A 17,208-nucleotide genomic window follows, 5' to 3' on the forward strand; every position below is an offset into this window, starting at 1 on the left:
AGGCCGGGGCGCTCCGGCCTGACCACTCCGATTATGAAGCGATGGTGGTTTCTTCCGGCCCCGGCCATTCGCTGTCCGGCACGTCCATGAGGGTGCCGTCCTTGACCCCATCGATCTCGTACTGGGTCAGGTAGTCCCTGAGGTGATCGGAAAACCGGTCGACGCGGGTCTCCTGCTTGCCCTCCTCGATCATGCCGGGAATCAGCAGCGCCACTGCGCCCACCCCGGCGGCGGCCAGTCCCAGAGTGCCGGCCAGCAGCGGCAAGGCGCGCACCACGCTGCCCGTCAATTGCAGGACACCTGCCGCGCCCTCCGCCGCTGATGCCAGACCGGCCATTGCGCCCAGCGACCCGGCAGTGATACTCATGCCGCCGGCGACCAGCTCGCCTCTCCTGATCGATTTCACACCGTCAAAGATGCCATAGGCCCCTGCAGCCACTCCGGCCAGTCCGCCCAGCCCCTTGGCAGCGTTTTCCAGTTTCGACAGGTTGGTGGTTATCTCCTTGTAGATGTCCGGCTCGAGCATATCCTTGATGTCCTTGAACATCGTGGTGACATTCTTGACGCCGCCCTCGGTCAGCAAGGTAGCGCTTTGCACCGAACCTGTGGTGATGTCGACGATCTGCCGATCAGTCAGCGCCCCCGCGCCATTTGCCCCCTTGGCGATAGTGATACCGGCCATGAATAGGCCGCTGACACCATGCAGGACTCCGGCACCGGAAGCCGCCTTGATCGAAGAGTTATCGCTGAACAGGCCCAGTTCGGAAATGGACTTGGTGCCCTGACGCAACAGATCCCAATTCCCTCGAAACACGCCCAGAATCTGGTCGGACGTAGCCGGCTTGCCGTCGGCATTGGTCAGCAACTCGGGGTTGCTTTCACCGATCTGGTCGATCAGCGACCTGACTTTTGCTTCGTCCAGCGTATCGCCGCCATCCTTGCCAAAAGCCTTCTTCAGATCCTCGAAACTAGCGTCCTTGAAGACGTTGTTCTGGGCAATGGCGGTGTAGTTTTCAGTCAGCTTGTCGTCGTACTTTCCTGTGAACTCGGGGTTCAGCGCAGCGTTATACATCGCCACTTCCATGCTGAACTGGCTGGTTGCCACTTCGAAGCTTTCAGTCTTCAACAACTCGTTGAGTCGCTCACCCGAGACCAGCGTTTTTTCGTAGAACGATTCGAAATCCTTATTGTGCGCAGACTTTTGCACGGCCTTTTGAATTTCACCCGGATCACTCACGCCCAGCGATTCCTGAACGCTTTGAGCCGAGCTGTAGAACCGGGCCAGAGCCGTCTGCTGATCGGTCTTGCCGTCCTTAGTGTTGGCGTCCCACAGCTTGTCGAGGGCCTTGCCGGTCTTGATGTCATTGTCGTAAGTGCTTTGCAAGGCGCTTTTGAGCCCGTCGCTGCCCTCAAGCACCTTGCTCAATTCGCTGGTCGCGTTCTCGTTGTAAAACGTGACCACCTCGGGGTCCTTTTCGAGCAACGAGATATGCTCGTTGACGTCATCGAGCAGCTTTTGCGGGTCGGGATGACTGCGTACATTATTGGCAATCTGCACCTGAGACTTGTCGTCCTTCCACATGCCCGCACCGCTGCCCTCGACAATCAGGCTCTGGGCAGCCTTGAGTTCCTGCAGGACTGCGGCCTTCTGTTCTGCGGTGTAGTTCTGCGGATGCTCGAACACATCCTTGTCGAGCGCGTCGGTGCTGACCTTGTTGAGCAGATTGCCCTCTGCAACGGCTTCCAGCAGCGTGCCCACGGCACCGACGTCTTTCGGCGCGCTATTCTTGAGGAAAGCCTGAATGTCACCACGGCTGGCCTTGCCATCGGTGCCTTGCTCGAGCGGGCTTTTGGCATTATCGAGCAGCGCAAAGGCGCCGGGTTGCGACCAGAAATCCAGCGCTTCCCTGACTTCCTTGCCGAGCTGCGGATGCGTGTCCCGGTAGGTCGCCAGCGCCTCGGCGGTCAGGTCCGCAGAACCGCTCTTGCCCTTGATCGCGTCATGGTTCTCGTCGAGGATTGCTGCGTAGCGGGCGATTTGCTTCGAGGCATCATCAGCATCGGGACTGGCTTTCAGAAAGTCCTTGTAACTGCTGATGTCTTCGGTCTTTTTCAGCGCCGGCAGCGCATCGAAGCCCAGTTTGCCGAAGTCCTGCAAGCGTCCAGCCTCGGTGCCATGCTTCGCTTCGGCACCTTTGGTGAAGCCATCGACTCGACTGTTGAACACATCGCCCCCAGACTGAATCTCACCCTTCTCGTTGTACATCGTCACCCGGTCGAGCACCTGAACCGCGCGAAAGGCTGCGTTGGCGTCCTTTTCGAAATCTCCGACGCGCTCCTTGAGCATGTCCTTGACACCGCTCTGGTTGCCGAGATCCCTGAGCAGCGGATTGGCGTCGATGATCTCCTGTGCCGAGCGCGTGTCGTCCTTGGGCAGCTCCCACAAAAAGCCCAGCTTTTCGGCTTGTTCGCGAGCCTGGGTGTTGTCGCCAGCCGCCGAAATATTGCTCAATTGACCCGAGAGGCTGGAGAAACCGTGCTTGCCAAAATCCTGCAGACGACCGGCTTCGGTGCCGTTACGGGCTTCGCCGCTTTTGGTGAAACCATTGATACTGCCGTTGGCCACGTCACTGCCGACGATTCGTCCACCACTGCTGTCGAACTGTTCGATATGGGCCAGCACCTGAGTGGCTCGATAGGCTGCATCTGCGTCGGTATCGAAGTCGCCGACCTGCTCTTTGAGCATGTCCCTGACGTCACTCTGATTGCCCAGGTTTTTGAGCAAAGGGTCACCGTCGACGATACTCCTGGCGTCCCTTTCATCGTCCTTCGGCCGCTCCCACTGAATCCCGAGCTGCTCGGCCTGTTCGCGAACCGCAGGGTCATCGGCAGGTGATCTGATTTCGTGCAGTTTGCCCTTGAGGCTCGAGAAACCGTCCTTGCCGAAATCCTTAAGACGACCGGCCTCCGTGCCGTGCCGGGCATCGCTGCTGCTGGTGTAGCCATCGATACGATTATTACCGATGTCCTTGCCGGCCAGACGGTCACCGTTGGCGTCGAAGGTTTCAATGTGTTCGAGCAATTGCACGGCTCGAAACGCGGCACTTGAGTCCTTGGTGTAGTCACCGACCTGAGCAATCAGGTTTTCCCTGGCTTCCCCTCGGTCACCTCGCCCGCCGAGGTTTTTCAGCAGCGGGCTATCGTCGATGATCTGCTGAGCGGAGCGTTTGTCATCGGCAGGCAGTTGCCACTCGATACCGACCTCACGTGATTGCTGTACCGCCTGTTCCCAGGCTTTGGCATCGGTAGGATCGGTGGGTTTTTCAGTGCTGATCTTGCTAACAGTCGTCATTGTTATTTCCTTCCATTGGCCACCAGACGTTCCATGGCGTTACAACGCCGCTCGTGCAGGCAGCGCGCGCCGCTACGGATTGGCCTGGTGCGAGACGGGCCTTTGCAGGCAGAGGCACGGAGCCTGGATAACTGTCAGGCGTCCGCTATCAATTACGATTAGAAAGACTTTGCATTAAGAAGGGATGACATCACCGCGCAACTTGCCGTACACCAGACGACCGGATACGGCGCAGGAAAGAGGCGAACTTATCGTGCGTGGCTCAGCGTCTGAAGTAACAGGGCATCTTCGATTGCCGCACCGCTGGCCGTGTTATCGAATATGCACCATGTTTCGACGCCCTCTTCCACCGACGCCAGCACCTGCCGGCCCAGAAACTCCAGCCGTTGAGGGCCGTAGGCACTGTGGTAAATCTTCGGTGAGCCGTGCAGCCGCCAGTAGCGGGCGCCTGGCCATCCGCCAGGAACATGGCCCGCGCTGATCGGCGAAGGATCGGCCGCGACTCGTGCAATACGCTGATCGACCAGAAGTGCCTCGGCCTGGCACCAGGACTCATGACGCGGCTCAAGAACAAGTGTGCCGCTGTAACGACTGCGCAGCGCTTTAAAAAAGCGTTCTGCGACATCCGGAATATAGTCAAGAGCAGGCGGTAGTTGAATAAGCAGGCAACCCAGTTTTTCACCCAGCTCACTGCACTGGGAAAGAAACACATCCAGTAACACTTCAGCATCCTGCAACCGTTGATCATGAGTAATCAGTTTGGGGAGCTTTACCGAAAAGCGAAAATCGTCAGGCACCGACTGTGCCCAGCGCCTGTAAGTCTGCGGACGGTGTGGCCTGTAGAACGAACTATTGATTTCAACGGTGTTGAAGCGTGACGAATAACGTTGCAGATGCGTTCCGGCAGCGGGAAATGCAGCACAGTGCTCGCGCCCCAGACTCCAGCCCGCGCAGCCTGTGCGCAATGACAACGGGGTGTTCAATACAGCACCTTGCCGGCTTCACGCATGAATATTTCCACAGTCTTGGGGCCAATGCCGTCGAAGGCTGCCAGATGTTTCTCGAAGTCTGCGCGGTCCTCGCTCGCCTCGTGAAGATTGCCGATCGTGCCCGCATAGTCGGCGTTGAGCCTGGCACACAGCGCCAGCAGTCTATCGGCCGTGGACTCGTCATAGCGCACGTAATGCGCTTCGCCGAGCATGCTGACCAACTCGCGATGGGTGCATTGGCCCAGTTTGCGTGGCGTGTCGCGGTCATGCTTTTCGATGATCACCCGGTACGCCTCACAGGCGATGGCCGACTGAATTCGCTTGCCCATCAGAAAACTTGCAATGAGCCACTTGAACAAGGCCTTTTCCGGGTCCTTGGCAAAATCGATATGCAACTCTGCAGCATTGACGGTTCGATTCATGAAGTCCTCTGTAAGTGGCCCTACCGGTCGCGTTAGTTCGGCAGCCGGTCATGCAAAGGACCGTTCGGGCAAATGGCGTGTTGATAAAAAATCGTTACAAGTCGACCAACGGTAAACGGAGTAGCGGCTAACTGATGTCAATTAACGTGGGCGCGATTTGTGCATCGATCTCATAACAGTCATCTCATGTCACTAGACTTTCCGCTTTCCGGACAGTCAACGCGTTAAATCAGGCATGCGGTCAGGCATTGGTGTACACCCGGTAACACTGGGCGTCCGCTCAGTTACAACTGATCTGCCGAAGGTCAACAGGCGCCGGCAGATAAACAGAACATTCATCACTACATAGACACACATCGGGACCTTCATGCTCCTGCAAGGTGCGGCGGCGCAGTTATTACTTCTGACACAGGTCTAAGCATGGATTTCGAAGCAAGCGGCCATGATGAAATGGCCATTCAGGAAACAGGTGAGGCGTCACGCAGCGACGAGGCCATTCACTTTGGCTCATTCACCCTGCTTCCACGCGAATATTTGCTGCTCAAGGATTCACAGCCGGTGCCGCTGGGCAGCCGCGCAATGGCGCTGCTGGTCGCTTTCGCCACACGGCCAGGCGAATTGCTGGAGAAAGCCGAACTGCTGACCCTGGCATGGCCCAGAGCAGTGGTCGAGGAATGCAACCTGCGTGCGCAAATCGTTGCCCTGCGCAGAGCACTGGATGCCGAAGAGAACTACATTGTCACGGTGCCGGGCCGCGGCTACCGATTTGTCGCGCCGGTCAGTGTGCAGTCGGCGGTGCGCCCCGAGCCTGCGGCGCAAGTGGACACGCCCGTCAGCGTAAGCGTGCCGACAATCAATCGTCAGGTGCTTGGGCGTGACGAACTGATAGCGCAACTGTCGGAGCTGACCCTGTCCCGACGTCTGTTGACCCTGAGCGGTCCCGGCGGCGTCGGCAAAACGACCGTAGCGCTGGCACTGGCTGACAGTCTGGCCGCGCAATCTGGCCTCAGCACCGCGTTCGTCGACCTGACACCGGTCAACGGCACACAAACGATATTGGGCAGAATCGCGTCCGCGCTGGGGCTCAGCGCCGAGAACGAACAACCGCTGCACGACATACCGCCATCGCTGGTCGGTCGCCCGCAATTGCTGGTCCTCGATAACTGCGAGCATGTGCTCGACGAAACCGCCGCTGCCGTCGAAGCATTGCTGGCCAATGCACCGCTGTGCTGCATCGTCGTGACCAGTCGCGAACCATTGCGTGCGCAGGGCGAATGGGTGCATGAGCTCGGCCCGCTGCAGGTGCCCGATGAGCACGAAGCGCTCACGGCCGCGCAGGCCATGGGCTATTCCGGGGTGGCGCTGTTCGTGACCCGCGCCAGAGAGCAGGACCCCGAGTTTGCCTTCAATGACGGCGACGCCGAAACGGTCGCCGCCATCTGCCGCAAACTGGACGGTAATCCACTGGCCATCGAACTGGCCGCTGCACGCGCCAGGACCTTCGGCATTCATGACCTGGTCGGCCTGCTGGACGGCAGTTTCCGGTTGCAGATGACCGGCCTTCGCACCGCCTTGCCGCGCCAGCGCTCGCTGAGTGCCACGCTGGACTGGACCTACGGAATGCTCACCGGGCACGAGCAGGCGTTGCTGCGCCAGCTGTCGATATTCAACGGGTCTTTCACCATTGACGGCGCCATGGCGATCGTCAACATCGGTTTGCCGGACGTGCGCATGACGCTGCCGATGCTCGAAAGCCTGCTGGAAAAATCGCTGCTCGGCACCTTCGATCACAGCCAGGGCAAGCGCTTCAGGCTGCTGGAAACAACACGTCTCTACGCCCACGAAAAACTGGTGCAGTTCGATGATGTGCCACGCCTGTGCCGTGCTCACGCTCAATGGGCACTGACCCTGCTGGAACACGGCAGGCAGGATCTCGAACAACTGTCCCAGGAGCTCTGGACCCAGCGTTACGGCATAGAGGTCGATACCATTCGAGCGGCGCTCACCTGGGCCTTTTCGGCCGAGGGCGACCGCCAGCTGGGGGTCGAACTGACGCTGTGCAGCTCGCCATTGTGGCTGCGCCTGTCGCTGGTGCGCGAATACCAGGACTGGGTAAACCACGGCCTGCCCCGGCAGGTGGAAGAGGCACACATGGACCGTCGGCAGCGTATGCGTCTGCTGACCATGTCCGGCAGCATTCTGATGCTGACCTACGGCGCGGGGCAGAAAATGCGCGAGGTCTGGCAGCAAGTCAGTGAAGATGCCGAAGCGCTGGACGACTCCGAATACCGCCTGCGGGCGTTGTGGGGAAAATGGAACGACCACACCTGCAGCAACAAGCATCTGCAGGGTACGCAGGTCGCTTCGCAATTTCTGGCATTGGGCAAGGACTATCGCATTGCTGACTGCCAGTTGCTGGGCAGACGCATGCGCGCCACCAGCGCGTTCTATATGGGCGATATGAAGACGGCGCGTCAGTCTATCGAAGAAGCGCTTGGCGCCCCGCGCTCGCCGTCCTCGCACATTATCGACATGCACTTCGACCAGCGTATTGCAGCGCAGTCGCTGCGGGCCCAGGTTCAGTTGCTGATCGGCAATACCGGCCAGGCGATGGTCGCCCTGGAAACCAATGTGCAACAGGCTATTGCGCTGAGTCATCCTGCAACCCTGTGGTACACCCTGGCGATCAGTGCGATCCCGGCGACGCTGATTGCCGGTACGCTGCACAAGACGCGGCATTTCCTCAAGCTTCTCAAGCAGAGTAGCGAACGTCAGCCACTGCATGTCTGGCGCCAGCTGACCAGTTGCTATGAAAGCATTCTGGCGATCCGCGAAGGCGATGCCGCAACGGGTGTACCGCTATTGGGAGAAGCCCTGCAGCAATTGCGCAGCCACGTGGAAACGCCTCTGCATGCGATGCTGCACACCGAGTACGCATCAGGTCTGGCGGCACTCAGACTCGAACCTCTGGCGCTGGAAATTCTCGATGAGCTTCATATTGGCGCGGTGGAAAATCATGATCGCTGGTACTTGCCTGAAATCATGCGGGTCAAGGCCCAACTGATGCTCGACCAGCCACATGACTACTCGCTGGAGGATGTGCGCACCATGCTCGCTCAAGCACTGGATACGGCGCGTGAGGACGGTACGCATTTCTGGGCATGGCGTATCAACACCGACCTCAACCGTCTGACAGTGGTACGCGGCACACCCGCTACCCGCTACAGTCCGGTGGTGCACTAGAGGTCTGGTGGTGGCTGATATCAGATCAGCCGCTGCGCCACCAATGCATCGGCTACCGCCTGGAAGGTGTTTTCCGGCACCGGGTCGCCCGCCACGCTTCGTTTTGCAATCGACTCGGCAAGGTCTGCGTCGGGCCACAGGGCAATGCCCAGTGGCGCGGCGTCGGCGAGCAATGCGGCGGACTCGTGCTGTGCGGCGCGACAGACCACTATCGGCACTGGCGTTTCGCCGCGAACATACCGCACGCCCACCACCCAGCCGCCAGCGTCGCCGATCATCAATGACGCCCGCGCCAACCCGAGTTTGGTCGCCAGGGCCTGCATTTCGCGCCGTTGGCGCTGACGTTCGCGCTTGATCATCGGGTCGCCGTCGACGTCCTTGCGTTCGCGTTTCTGCTCGCTGTGGCTCATTTTCATGTCACGACCAAACAGCCAGCGCTGCATCAGCACATCCACCGCACCGACCAGCAGAAACGCCGTCAGCACGGTGAACACCAGCGGTTTGAGGACCAGATAAAACGTCGACTCAATGCAGCCCTCACCACAGCGCGACGACTCCATTAGCGCTTGCAGGGCCTGACGCCCTACCACGTAGAACGCCAGCCCCAGCAGTACCACCTTGACCAGCCCCTTGAGAAACTCGATCAGGTTGCGCATTGCAAAAATGCGTTTGAAACCTTCGGCCGGGTTGATGCGTTTGATGTCCGGCTGAATGGGCTCCACCGAAAACACTACCCCACGCATCGTCACGATGTTGGTCAGAATCACCGCCGCGACCGTTACCGCCACCACTGGCAAGGTAATGCCGATGACGATCTGCTCGGCATGGTCGAGCAGCCGCGGCCAGACGTCGTTGAAGGGCTCGATGTAGATCAATGCCGCGAGGTCAATCAACGCCTCGACCTGCGCCCGCGCCTTGGGCAGCAGCACCGAAATACACAACGTACACAGCAGAATGACCATGCCGGAGACCAGGTCCTGGCTTTTCGCGACCTGACCCTTCTTGCGCGCATCACGCAGCTTCTTGTCCGTGGCCGGCTGGCTTTTTTCCTCGCTGGATTCGCCCATCAGCCGCCCTCGACCGCGAGCGCCTTGAGCACTTCGATGGTGCCTCGGAACTGCGCCAGTTGATCGATCATCACCGGGATCAGAAAGCCGATATAGACCACCATCAACACCGAGAAAAACAGGTTCTTGACCGGTAATGAAAGGTCAAAAATATGCAGGCTGGGGGCCATGCGTGACAGGTAGGCCAGCATCAGGTCCGTGATCAGCATGGCGATCAGCAACGGCGCGACCATCAACACACCGATGCGCATCACCTGGTCGAGAATCGCCAGAATCGACGTCAACGCCGCGCTGCTGAACAGCGGTGTGAATTCGGTCACCGGCCAGAGCTGATAGCTGTGGTAGTAGCCGTCGACCATCAGAATGAAGCCGCCGGACATGAAAAAAAGTGTGATCAGCATGACCGTGAGCAAGGTCGCCATCACGCTCGCCTCCCCCTGCCCGAGCGGGTCAACCAGTTGTTCCATGGTCGACCCACGCTGCAGGTCGATCAGTTCGCCTGCCACCTCGGCGGCCCAGAACGGGATGCCGAACAACAGCCCGATCAGCAACCCGATCAGCAATTCCTTGATCATCAATCCAGCCAGAAAGAACCCGCTGTGCTCGGGCATGGAGGTGAACGCGGAGAAAACGGGAAGGATCATCGGCACCGAGATGGCCACTGCCACGCAACCACGAATCATCCCGGTCAGGCCCAGACGGTTGAATGCCGGCGTGATGATCACCACGCCCATGGCCCGCGAGGCAGCCAGCGACGTCGAACTGATCACCGGGTAGGCAATTTCGATGAACGCGTTGGTCAGATCAGCGCCCATGGCTGTTCAACGCGTCCACAGCGGGAAATTGTCCAGCACCTGATTCCCCAGCTCCGCCACTTGCCCCGCCAGCAACGGCCCGACGAATACGATGACCAGCAGCACGCCTACCAGCTTGACCACCTGCGGCAGGGTCTGGTCCTGAATCTGGGTCAGCGCCTGCAGCAGTCCCACGCCCAACCCCACCACAATCGCCACGATCAGCGCTGGCGCGGAAAGCAGCAGCACAGTCATCAGCGCCTGATTCATCAGCGACAGAAATACGTCCTGACCCATGACTTCAGCCCCCGTAGCTTAAAATCAGCCCATGCATCAGGCGTGACCAGCCACTGAGGGCCACGAACAGGAATATCTTCAGCGGAATTGAAATCAAGGTGGGCGAAACCATCGACATGCCCATGGCCATCAAAACGTTGGACACCAGCAGATCGACGACCAGAAACGGGATGTACAGTAAAAAGCCGATCTCGAAGGCCCGGGTCAGCTCGGAACTGACGAATGCCGGGATCAGCACCACCAGGTCATCATCGCGCAGGTCGGCACGTGCCTCCGGAGACCAGATGGTTTCGGTCGCCTGCACGAAAAATCCACGCTCGCTTTCGTTGGCGAACTTCGACAGATGTGCCTGCAAGGGCGGTCGCAAGGCGCTGCCCAATTCCTCGAGCTGCTGAACGTTCTGCAGACTCAGATCGCGGCCCTGCACCTGCCGATACATGTCGCCGATCAGCGGTGTGGTGACGTAGACCGACAGGATCAGCGCGATGCCGTAAAGCACCAGGTTCGGCGGTGTCTGCTGTACGCCCAGAGCATTGCGGATCAGGAACAGCACCACAGAGATCTTCATGAAACCGGTCAGGGTCACCACGGCCAGGGGAATCAGTCCGATGGTGGCAACGACCAGAATGATCTCGATCAAATTCGGCTGGTAACCGTTCATGAGCCGCTGAAGCCAAGCAGGCGCACGCCCAGACCATCGCCGATGGTCACCAGTTCGCCGCGACCGACGCGGCGACCGTTGACCATCAGGTCCACTTCGTCATGCGCCTGGCCGGTAAAGGGCAGAACGCTGCCAGGGGCCATTTCGCGCAACTGCGCAAGGGTCAGCTCCACGCTGCCCAACTGACAGATCAGGGTCAGTGGCAACTCGTCCAGCGAGGCATCCAGATCGGCATCGGCGCTCATTTCACTCATCGGATCATTCCTGTCAAAGGGGTACGGAGAAAATGCAGGGCTGCCGGGACGTAACGCGCCTTGCCAGACCAGCGTGTCGCCCTGGCGTCTGACGACGGTCTGGCAGTGACGTCCCAGCCGCAGCAGCACCTGCGCATCGGTCAGGGTGTCGAGCATCACCACATCGCCCGGCAACAGGCTGCGCAGTTCGGCGTGAGTCAACGGCGCCTGCCCGGCTTCGACACTCAACGCCAGACGCAAGGCTTGCAGCGGGTCGCGCGTAACTGCGCAGTGCTGCTCTAGCAGCGTGCTCACCCGCTGGGCGCTCGCGGCGTCGAAATGGATTTTCAACGCCTGTGCCGGCTGATCACCGGCGCGTACCTCGACGGCGACCTTCAGGCTTTTATTCCGTTGGTCGAACGTGCATGGCACTACGCGCAGAGGCTCGCCCAACAGCCCTTCCAGCGGCTCGATCCAGCTCAACCAGGCCTGTTCCAGCAGCAATGCGTCAGCGTCGGTATCGATTGCCGCGCCGGGCTGCCAGCCCAACCCCGAGAGCTCAAGCAGCCGCAGCGGGATATTCAGTTCGATCCGATGCTCGCCGAGCGCGATGGCCACACGCACCGGCTGCCGGCACTCGCCACTCGCGCTGGCCCACAGCACCTGCACCGCTTGCCCGCCCAGCAGCACCGGCCAAGGCGCCCGGGCGCGGTGCAGCCGGTTGTGCAGGTCCAGTACCTCACGGTCGAACTGCGCCAATCGCGCCTTGAGCGCCTCGCGGCACGACGGATCCGCAGCAATGGGGCCGGCATACATCGTCATGGCTCGGTTCCTGATGTCAGGACAGATGTCACAGCAGTTGCAGCGGTACTGCCAGGCGCTGCCGGCTGATCGGCTTCGTCACGCTGTTCGGCCAGACGTGCATCACTTTGCACGCGCTGCTCCACCAGGCTTTGCCAGGCTTTGGTTTTCTGTTGCTGCTCCCTGTGCACTTGCCTGAGGCGCTCGCGGGCCTGCTCTTCGGTCTCAAGCGACAGGGCCACGGCATCAGCATCGGCCTGCAACGCCACACGTTCATCATCCAGCTGCTGCAGGCGCTCCTGTGCCGCTCGCCAGGCACTGACCGACAGCCCCTCGCTGAACCGGCCATACGCCTGCTCGGCTTCCTGAACGAGCTTTTCCCGGTGCAGACGCAAGGCTTCACGAGCCTTTTCGAGCTCGCTGTTAGCCTCACGGCAGCGTTCACGTTGTGCGGCAAGACGCGCTGTGGCGCGCTGCTCACGCAGCACGCGCAGGGCCTGCAAACTGTGCAAGTCAGCCGTTTTCATAAGTCTTTTCCATGGCAAATGCCGTTCGGCATCGAAGGAGAACATGCATGCGATCAGTCATCACAGCGAGACGTACCCAGGGTGCGCAATCAACGCTCGAATTCATGCCAGCACCTTGCGCATCTGCGTCAGGGTCAATTCCAGACTGTCATGCTCGGTGGCGGGCTGACGCAGAAAGGCCTCGATGTCCGCGTGGCGGGCAATCGCCTCATCGGCCAGCGGGTCGCTGCCGGCCGCGTATTCACCCACCTGAATCAACAGCTCGATCTCCTGGCGCCGGGCGATGAGCTCGCGCATCCGCGAAGCCAGTTGCCGGTGTTCTGTTGTCGCGATGTGGTCCATCAGGCGGCTTCGGCTGCGCAGTACGTCGATTGCCGGAAAATGATCACGCTGTGCCAGATCGGCGCTCAGCACGATGTGGCCGTCGAGAATGGAACGGGTTTCCTCAGCCACCGGGTCCATGCTCGCATCACCTTCGGTCAGCACGGTATACAGCGCCGTAATGCTGCCTGATGGTCCAGGGCCGGCGCGCTCCAGCAGACGCGGCAACGCCGAGAAAAACGACGGCGGATAACCGCGCCGGGTCGGCGGCTCACCCACCGCCAGACCGAGCTCACGCTGAGCACGGGCGAAGCGGGTCAGGCTGTCCATCAACAGCAGCACGCTGCGGCCCTGGTCGCGATGATATTCAGCCTGGGTGGTCGCCACATAAGCCGCCCTGACCCGCTCGGCGGCAGGCCGATCCGAGGTGGCCACTACGGCCACCGTGCGCGCCCGCGCCGTGGCATCCAGCTGACCCTCCAGCAGTTCACGCACTTCACGTCCACGCTCGCCGATCAGGCCGATGACGATCACATCGACATTGCTGTTACGCACGATGCTGGCCAGCAGTGAGGACTTGCCCACCCCTGGCTCGCCAAAAATACCCATGCGCTGGCCCTGCGCCAGCGTCAACAGGCTGTCTATGGCGCGTACCCCAAGCGAAAGTGGCTTGACGATGCGCTGACGACTGAACGGCGCGGGTGGCTCGGCATGCAATGGGTAACTTTGCAAGCCGCTGGCAACTGCTGGTGCAGGCCCGTCGAGAAACTCGCCCATCGGGCTGATGACCCGGCCCAGCAAGGCATCGCCGACCTGCACGCCCAACGCCTGGCCGGTAGCGATGATCTGGGTCCGGGTCGACAACCCTTCCATGGAACCGATCGGCGACAAAATCGCGTCATCCTCATCGAACCCGATCACTTCGGCCGACAACTCTCGTCCGTTTCCCGGGTCGCGCAACACGCACAGCTCGCCAATCCGCACCCCGGCCACACTGGCGCGCAACAACACACCGCGAATGCTGCGCAAGGTGCCGCGCATCGGTCTGGGCTGGGCGAGCTGCAAGCGCCGCTGAAGATCGGGCAGCAGCGTGATCAGGGCCTCATTCAACAAGCATCCCCTTCTGCCAATGGCAGCAGCGCACGCCGCAGGTTGTCCAGTTGCGCATCCAGCCCGAGTTCAACGGAGCCCGCCGGGCTGCCCAGCCGCGCCTGACCGGCTGCCAGCTGATCGTCACCGACGACACTCAGCGACTTCAGCGCCGGCGGCGCCTCGTGGGCCAACCGTCGACGCAACGCTTCGACGTCGGCACGCGGCACATACAGCGTCAGCGCCTGATCCTGACGAAACGCCGACAGTGCCTCTGCGGTGCAGCGTAGCAGGCGTTCGTGGTCATCCAGCTCGCCCAGCACCTGCCGGGCAATCCCCAGCGCCAGTTCAGCCAGCGAGCTTTCCAGCCCGGCCAGGTATCGCTCGACCCCGGCGCTGGTCTGTGCCAGCAACGCTGCGACCTGCTCGGCGCCGTCCTGACGGGCGCGCTCGAAACCTTCGGCACGGGCCTGCTCCAGCCATTGCGCGCTGTTCTCGCGAACCGACCGCGCCTCCTGATGAGCGGCCTCGACGAAGGCGTAGCCGTCGATCCAGCGAGCCGCTTCGGCAGCGCGCACGATCCGTGATGCGGGTCGGGTGGGCAGATCACTCATGGTCGTCGCTCCCGGTCAGCAGACGGGCAACGGTTTGCACCACCGTCACCTGTCGTTCATCGCCTGGCTGAGGCTGATTTTGCGCAATGTCGAGGCGCAGGCGCAGCCAGGCTTGCAGTTCGATGGGTTGGGCCTCGAGCCAGGCGGCCACGCAGCACGCACCATCGCGATCAATGGCCTGGACGAGTTCGACCGGGGTGCGCAGCAGGTTGGCGGCCCCGGCCAGGTGGCGCTGGGCAAGTGCCAGTGAAAAAGCATCATCCCCCAGCGCCTGGCGGTACTCACTGACCACATCACCCCGAATCTCGCGACTCAGCGTGGCGGCATGCCAGACCGCGCCACACAAGCGCGGCAGACGTGCAAAATCTTTGTCGGTCAACAGCAGCACCGCCAGGTCATCCTGCGCTGGCTGTTCCAGTCGCGGCAGCGGGTGCAGCTTGAAATGCGCATTCAACAGTTGCTCGAAGCGTGTCGCAAAACGCGATGAATCGCGCAGCGAAGCCAGCGTGGCTGGATCGACACCGCGTTGCAGGCACTCGGCCAACCAGCGTTCCCTGACAAACGTCAGAGGCCGCTCGACGAGTGCCTGCCACTGCTCGCTCTGCGCAGCAGTCATGGTGCATCACTCAATACATAAGTGCCCTCGACCCGGCGACGTTGCCAGAACTGACGACTCAGCAATCCGGCAAGCACCAGCGCGATCAGCAACAGACTGCCGAACAGCCAGCGCGCCGCCGGAACATCATCCTCCAGCATCCACAGCCCGAAGAAGCTCGCCAGTTGCGGCTGCGCGCCGGCCTTGTCAGGGACCGCTGCCTTGATGGCGGTCACCGACACACCGTCGTAGCCCAGCCCGGAAATACCATTGGCGACCAGGGTCTTGATCTGCGGTATCAGCACGTTGATGTCGGTGCGCGGGTCGTAGCGCACCAGCACCGAGGCCGAGGACGGCGAAATCACCCGCTTGAGCAGGTCATTGTCCGGCAGCACCACATGCACCCGCGCGGACAGAATGCCGTCGATCTGCGAAACCGTGTGTGACAATTCTTCGCTGAGCGCATAGACCATCTGGGCGCGCTCCTGTACTGGCGAGGACACCAGGCCATTGCCCTTGAACACCTCGCCCATGTTGGAGAAGCTCTGCCCCGGCAAGCCGGCATCGTCCAGCGCTGCCATGGCCTCGGCGAAACGCTTTTCGTCGACCATGACCTTGAGCTGGCCGTTGTCCTGCACCTTGCGCGACGCCGGTATGCCGTCGCGCAGCAACACAGCCAGCATGGCGTTGGCTTCCCGCTCGCCAAGGTTGGTGTAGAGATCGATGTCGCAGGCCTGCAACAGGCTGGCAAGCGTGGCCACGATCAGCAGGCGCAGGACACGGCAGCGTTTGGACATGATTCATTGACCTTTGAGAAGGGTGTTGGCGGAACCGGATATCTGAGTCGCCCCGCGCACCACCATCTGGGTTTCGATGGAGTAGTCGAACATCCGTCCCAGCGACTGCACGATCTGATCGACCTGCGGCCCACCGACTTTGCCGGTCGTCTGAGCAGCGCTCGCAGCGGCTGTCGGCGGCTGACTGGCTGCCTGCGGCGCGCTGCCCTGGGTCAAGGCGTCGGCGCGCTGGGAGAACTGCCGAGAGCGGTCGATAAAGCCGTCCAGCCGCTCCATCAGGTTGGTGCCGATCTGATGCGGGCTGGCGCCCTGCGGCATCCCCTTGGACGTCTCGGCCATGTGTTCGAAGAGGTTCTGCGAAGCCTGCGGCCCCGCGCCTCCTCCCGGCGACGGCAAGGCAGCCGCCGCCGGTGACGCAGCTAGATTCACAGACATGGTCGTACCCTATTCGGAGTCGTCATCGGACTGGGCTTCGTTCAGCATTTCCTGAGCTCGCGGCATGATGATGAACTGCCCGCCGATGGTGACGGCCTGAGTGATCAGCGCTTCGTTGAACTCACTGTCGCTGGAGGCCTGTTCGGCGTTCTCGACGGCGGCGTTGAAACGCGATTCCTGACTGGAAACATTGACGTCGACATTGCTATCTACGGAGTTGACGGACATGGTTAGTGCTCCTTTTGGGGTTACTGACGGTCGGTGGCGACTTGAGTGACGACACCGCCTCGAAACACCCGCACACCGCGTTCGCGCACCACGGGTGCGGCCTCGGCGACAGGTTGACGATCCACGTGCTGCTGAATCTGCGCCAGATAAGCTGGCGGTCCGGACACGAACAGGCTGTCGTTGTCCGGGCTGACACGACTGGACATAGGCTGGCCGGAGACCTGCAAACGGGCCAGGTAGTCCTGCAACTCTTGCAGCTGCGCGCCTTGCAGGTCGAAAACCCGCGTACCGACCTCATCAGCGCCCGCGATGTGCAGAACGTTGCCATCGAAATACCAGCTCAACTGATTGGCATCGCACAGGCGGCCAAGAAACTCTCCAGCCGTTTCCCCGCGTACCGTACCGCGGGCATTGCCGCGTACCTTGTCGGAGAACACCACGATCAGGTCGAGGTTCTGCGCGAATTCGGTGAGTGCACCGCGAATATCCTGGTCGACCAGCACATAGGCATAAGGCTCGGCGAACCACTCGGGTTCACGCTCCGGCGCCGCGTTCAACGCACCGGGCAGCGAGCACAGCAGAATCACCAACAGCCTTAGCGCGATGCGCCACTCAGCCTTGAACAACGGCATGGCACCCTCCCTGCCGGTTGCGGCGCTGCCACGAGCGCCGGCCCGCAGCGACGCGAAAATCCATGCTCAAAAAACGGTCGCAATTCAGCGCCGGGGCTATAAACTGGCGCT

General features: G+C 61.1%; 17 protein-coding genes. 1 reads left to right on the plus strand and 16 read right to left on the minus strand.

Annotated elements, in window-relative coordinates; translation table 11 throughout:
• Positions 1–31: 31 nt before the first annotated feature.
• From P406_RS23880 to P406_RS23890, 3 genes are all read right to left on the minus strand, one after another.
• Entirely contained in the window at positions 32–3,352 is a 3,321-nt protein-coding gene (locus P406_RS23880) for a type III effector HrpK domain-containing protein (RefSeq protein ID WP_046237552.1), read from the minus strand.
• Positions 3,353–3,600: 248 nt separating this feature from the next.
• Positions 3,601–4,335, minus strand: coding sequence for a DUF72 domain-containing protein (locus P406_RS23885; protein WP_046237553.1), 735 nt, complete (start codon positions 4,333–4,335; stop codon positions 3,601–3,603).
• Positions 4,332–4,763 carry a hypothetical protein gene (locus tag P406_RS23890; protein WP_003410106.1) on the minus strand — a complete coding sequence of 144 codons (432 nt, stop codon included), beginning with the start codon at positions 4,761–4,763 and terminating at the stop codon, positions 4,332–4,334. The genes P406_RS23885 and P406_RS23890 overlap by 4 nt, the downstream gene beginning before the upstream one ends.
• 420 nt (positions 4,764–5,183) lie before the next feature.
• Here P406_RS23890 and P406_RS23895 point away from each other — a divergent pair, with 420 nt between their 5' ends.
• Positions 5,184–8,006, plus strand: coding sequence for an ATP-binding protein (locus P406_RS23895; RefSeq protein ID WP_046237554.1), 2,823 nt, complete (start codon positions 5,184–5,186; stop codon positions 8,004–8,006).
• A 20-nt stretch (positions 8,007–8,026) separates the two neighbouring features.
• Here P406_RS23895 and P406_RS23900 read toward each other — a convergent pair whose 3' ends face one another.
• The 13 genes from P406_RS23900 to P406_RS23960 form a co-directional block, all read right to left on the minus strand.
• Positions 8,027–9,073 (minus strand): EscU/YscU/HrcU family type III secretion system export apparatus switch protein, encoded by a 1,047-nt coding sequence (locus P406_RS23900; protein WP_003410101.1) that lies wholly within the window; start codon positions 9,071–9,073, stop codon positions 8,027–8,029.
• Positions 9,073–9,888, minus strand: coding sequence for a type III secretion system export apparatus subunit SctT (gene sctT, locus P406_RS23905; protein WP_003410099.1), 816 nt, complete (start codon positions 9,886–9,888; stop codon positions 9,073–9,075). The genes P406_RS23900 and sctT overlap by 1 nt, the downstream gene beginning before the upstream one ends.
• A gap of 6 nt (positions 9,889–9,894) precedes the next feature.
• Positions 9,895–10,164, minus strand: coding sequence for an EscS/YscS/HrcS family type III secretion system export apparatus protein (locus tag P406_RS23910; RefSeq protein WP_003369212.1), 270 nt, complete (start codon positions 10,162–10,164; stop codon positions 9,895–9,897).
• 4 nt (positions 10,165–10,168) lie between these two features.
• Complete coding sequence (sctR, locus tag P406_RS23915) at positions 10,169–10,825, minus strand: type III secretion system export apparatus subunit SctR (RefSeq protein ID WP_003369210.1); 657 nt, start codon at positions 10,823–10,825, stop codon at positions 10,169–10,171.
• Entirely contained in the window at positions 10,822–11,880 is a 1,059-nt protein-coding gene (gene sctQ / locus P406_RS23920; protein WP_046237555.1) for a type III secretion system cytoplasmic ring protein SctQ, read from the minus strand. The genes sctR and sctQ overlap by 4 nt, the downstream gene beginning before the upstream one ends.
• Positions 11,877–12,386, minus strand: a complete 510-nt coding sequence (locus tag P406_RS23925) for a hypothetical protein (RefSeq protein ID WP_003410092.1) — start codon at positions 12,384–12,386, stop codon at positions 11,877–11,879. The genes sctQ and P406_RS23925 overlap by 4 nt, the downstream gene beginning before the upstream one ends.
• Positions 12,387–12,488: 102 nt before the next feature.
• A complete protein-coding gene (locus P406_RS23930) occupies positions 12,489–13,817 on the minus strand; it encodes a FliI/YscN family ATPase (protein WP_003410090.1) in 1,329 nt (442 codons plus the stop codon).
• Positions 13,814–14,410, minus strand: a complete 597-nt coding sequence (locus P406_RS23935; RefSeq protein WP_003410087.1) for a FliH/SctL family protein — start codon at positions 14,408–14,410, stop codon at positions 13,814–13,816. The genes P406_RS23930 and P406_RS23935 overlap by 4 nt, the downstream gene beginning before the upstream one ends.
• Complete coding sequence (locus tag P406_RS23940; RefSeq protein WP_046237556.1) at positions 14,403–15,026, minus strand: hypothetical protein; 624 nt, start codon at positions 15,024–15,026, stop codon at positions 14,403–14,405. Before P406_RS23940 ends, P406_RS23935 begins: the two co-directional genes overlap by 8 nt.
• Entirely contained in the window at positions 15,023–15,802 is a 780-nt protein-coding gene (gene sctJ, locus P406_RS23945; RefSeq protein ID WP_046237557.1) for a type III secretion system inner membrane ring lipoprotein SctJ, read from the minus strand. Before sctJ ends, P406_RS23940 begins: the two co-directional genes overlap by 4 nt.
• Before the next feature lie 3 nt (positions 15,803–15,805).
• Positions 15,806–16,237 carry a hypothetical protein gene (locus P406_RS23950; RefSeq protein ID WP_032698439.1) on the minus strand — a complete coding sequence of 144 codons (432 nt, stop codon included), beginning with the start codon at positions 16,235–16,237 and terminating at the stop codon, positions 15,806–15,808.
• A 9-nt stretch (positions 16,238–16,246) separates the two neighbouring features.
• Entirely contained in the window at positions 16,247–16,465 is a 219-nt protein-coding gene (locus P406_RS23955; RefSeq protein WP_024693172.1) for a hypothetical protein, read from the minus strand.
• Positions 16,466–16,485: 20 nt separating this feature from the next.
• Positions 16,486–17,097: a hypothetical protein gene (locus P406_RS23960; RefSeq protein ID WP_003410074.1), complete on the minus strand. Its 612-nt coding sequence runs from the start codon at positions 17,095–17,097 to the stop codon at positions 16,486–16,488.
• Positions 17,098–17,208: the final 111 nt, after the last annotated feature.

The organism is Pseudomonas syringae pv. coryli str. NCPPB 4273 (assembly GCF_000972175.1).
In the GTDB taxonomy this organism is placed as follows: Bacteria; Pseudomonadota; Gammaproteobacteria; order Pseudomonadales; family Pseudomonadaceae; genus Aquipseudomonas; species Aquipseudomonas syringae.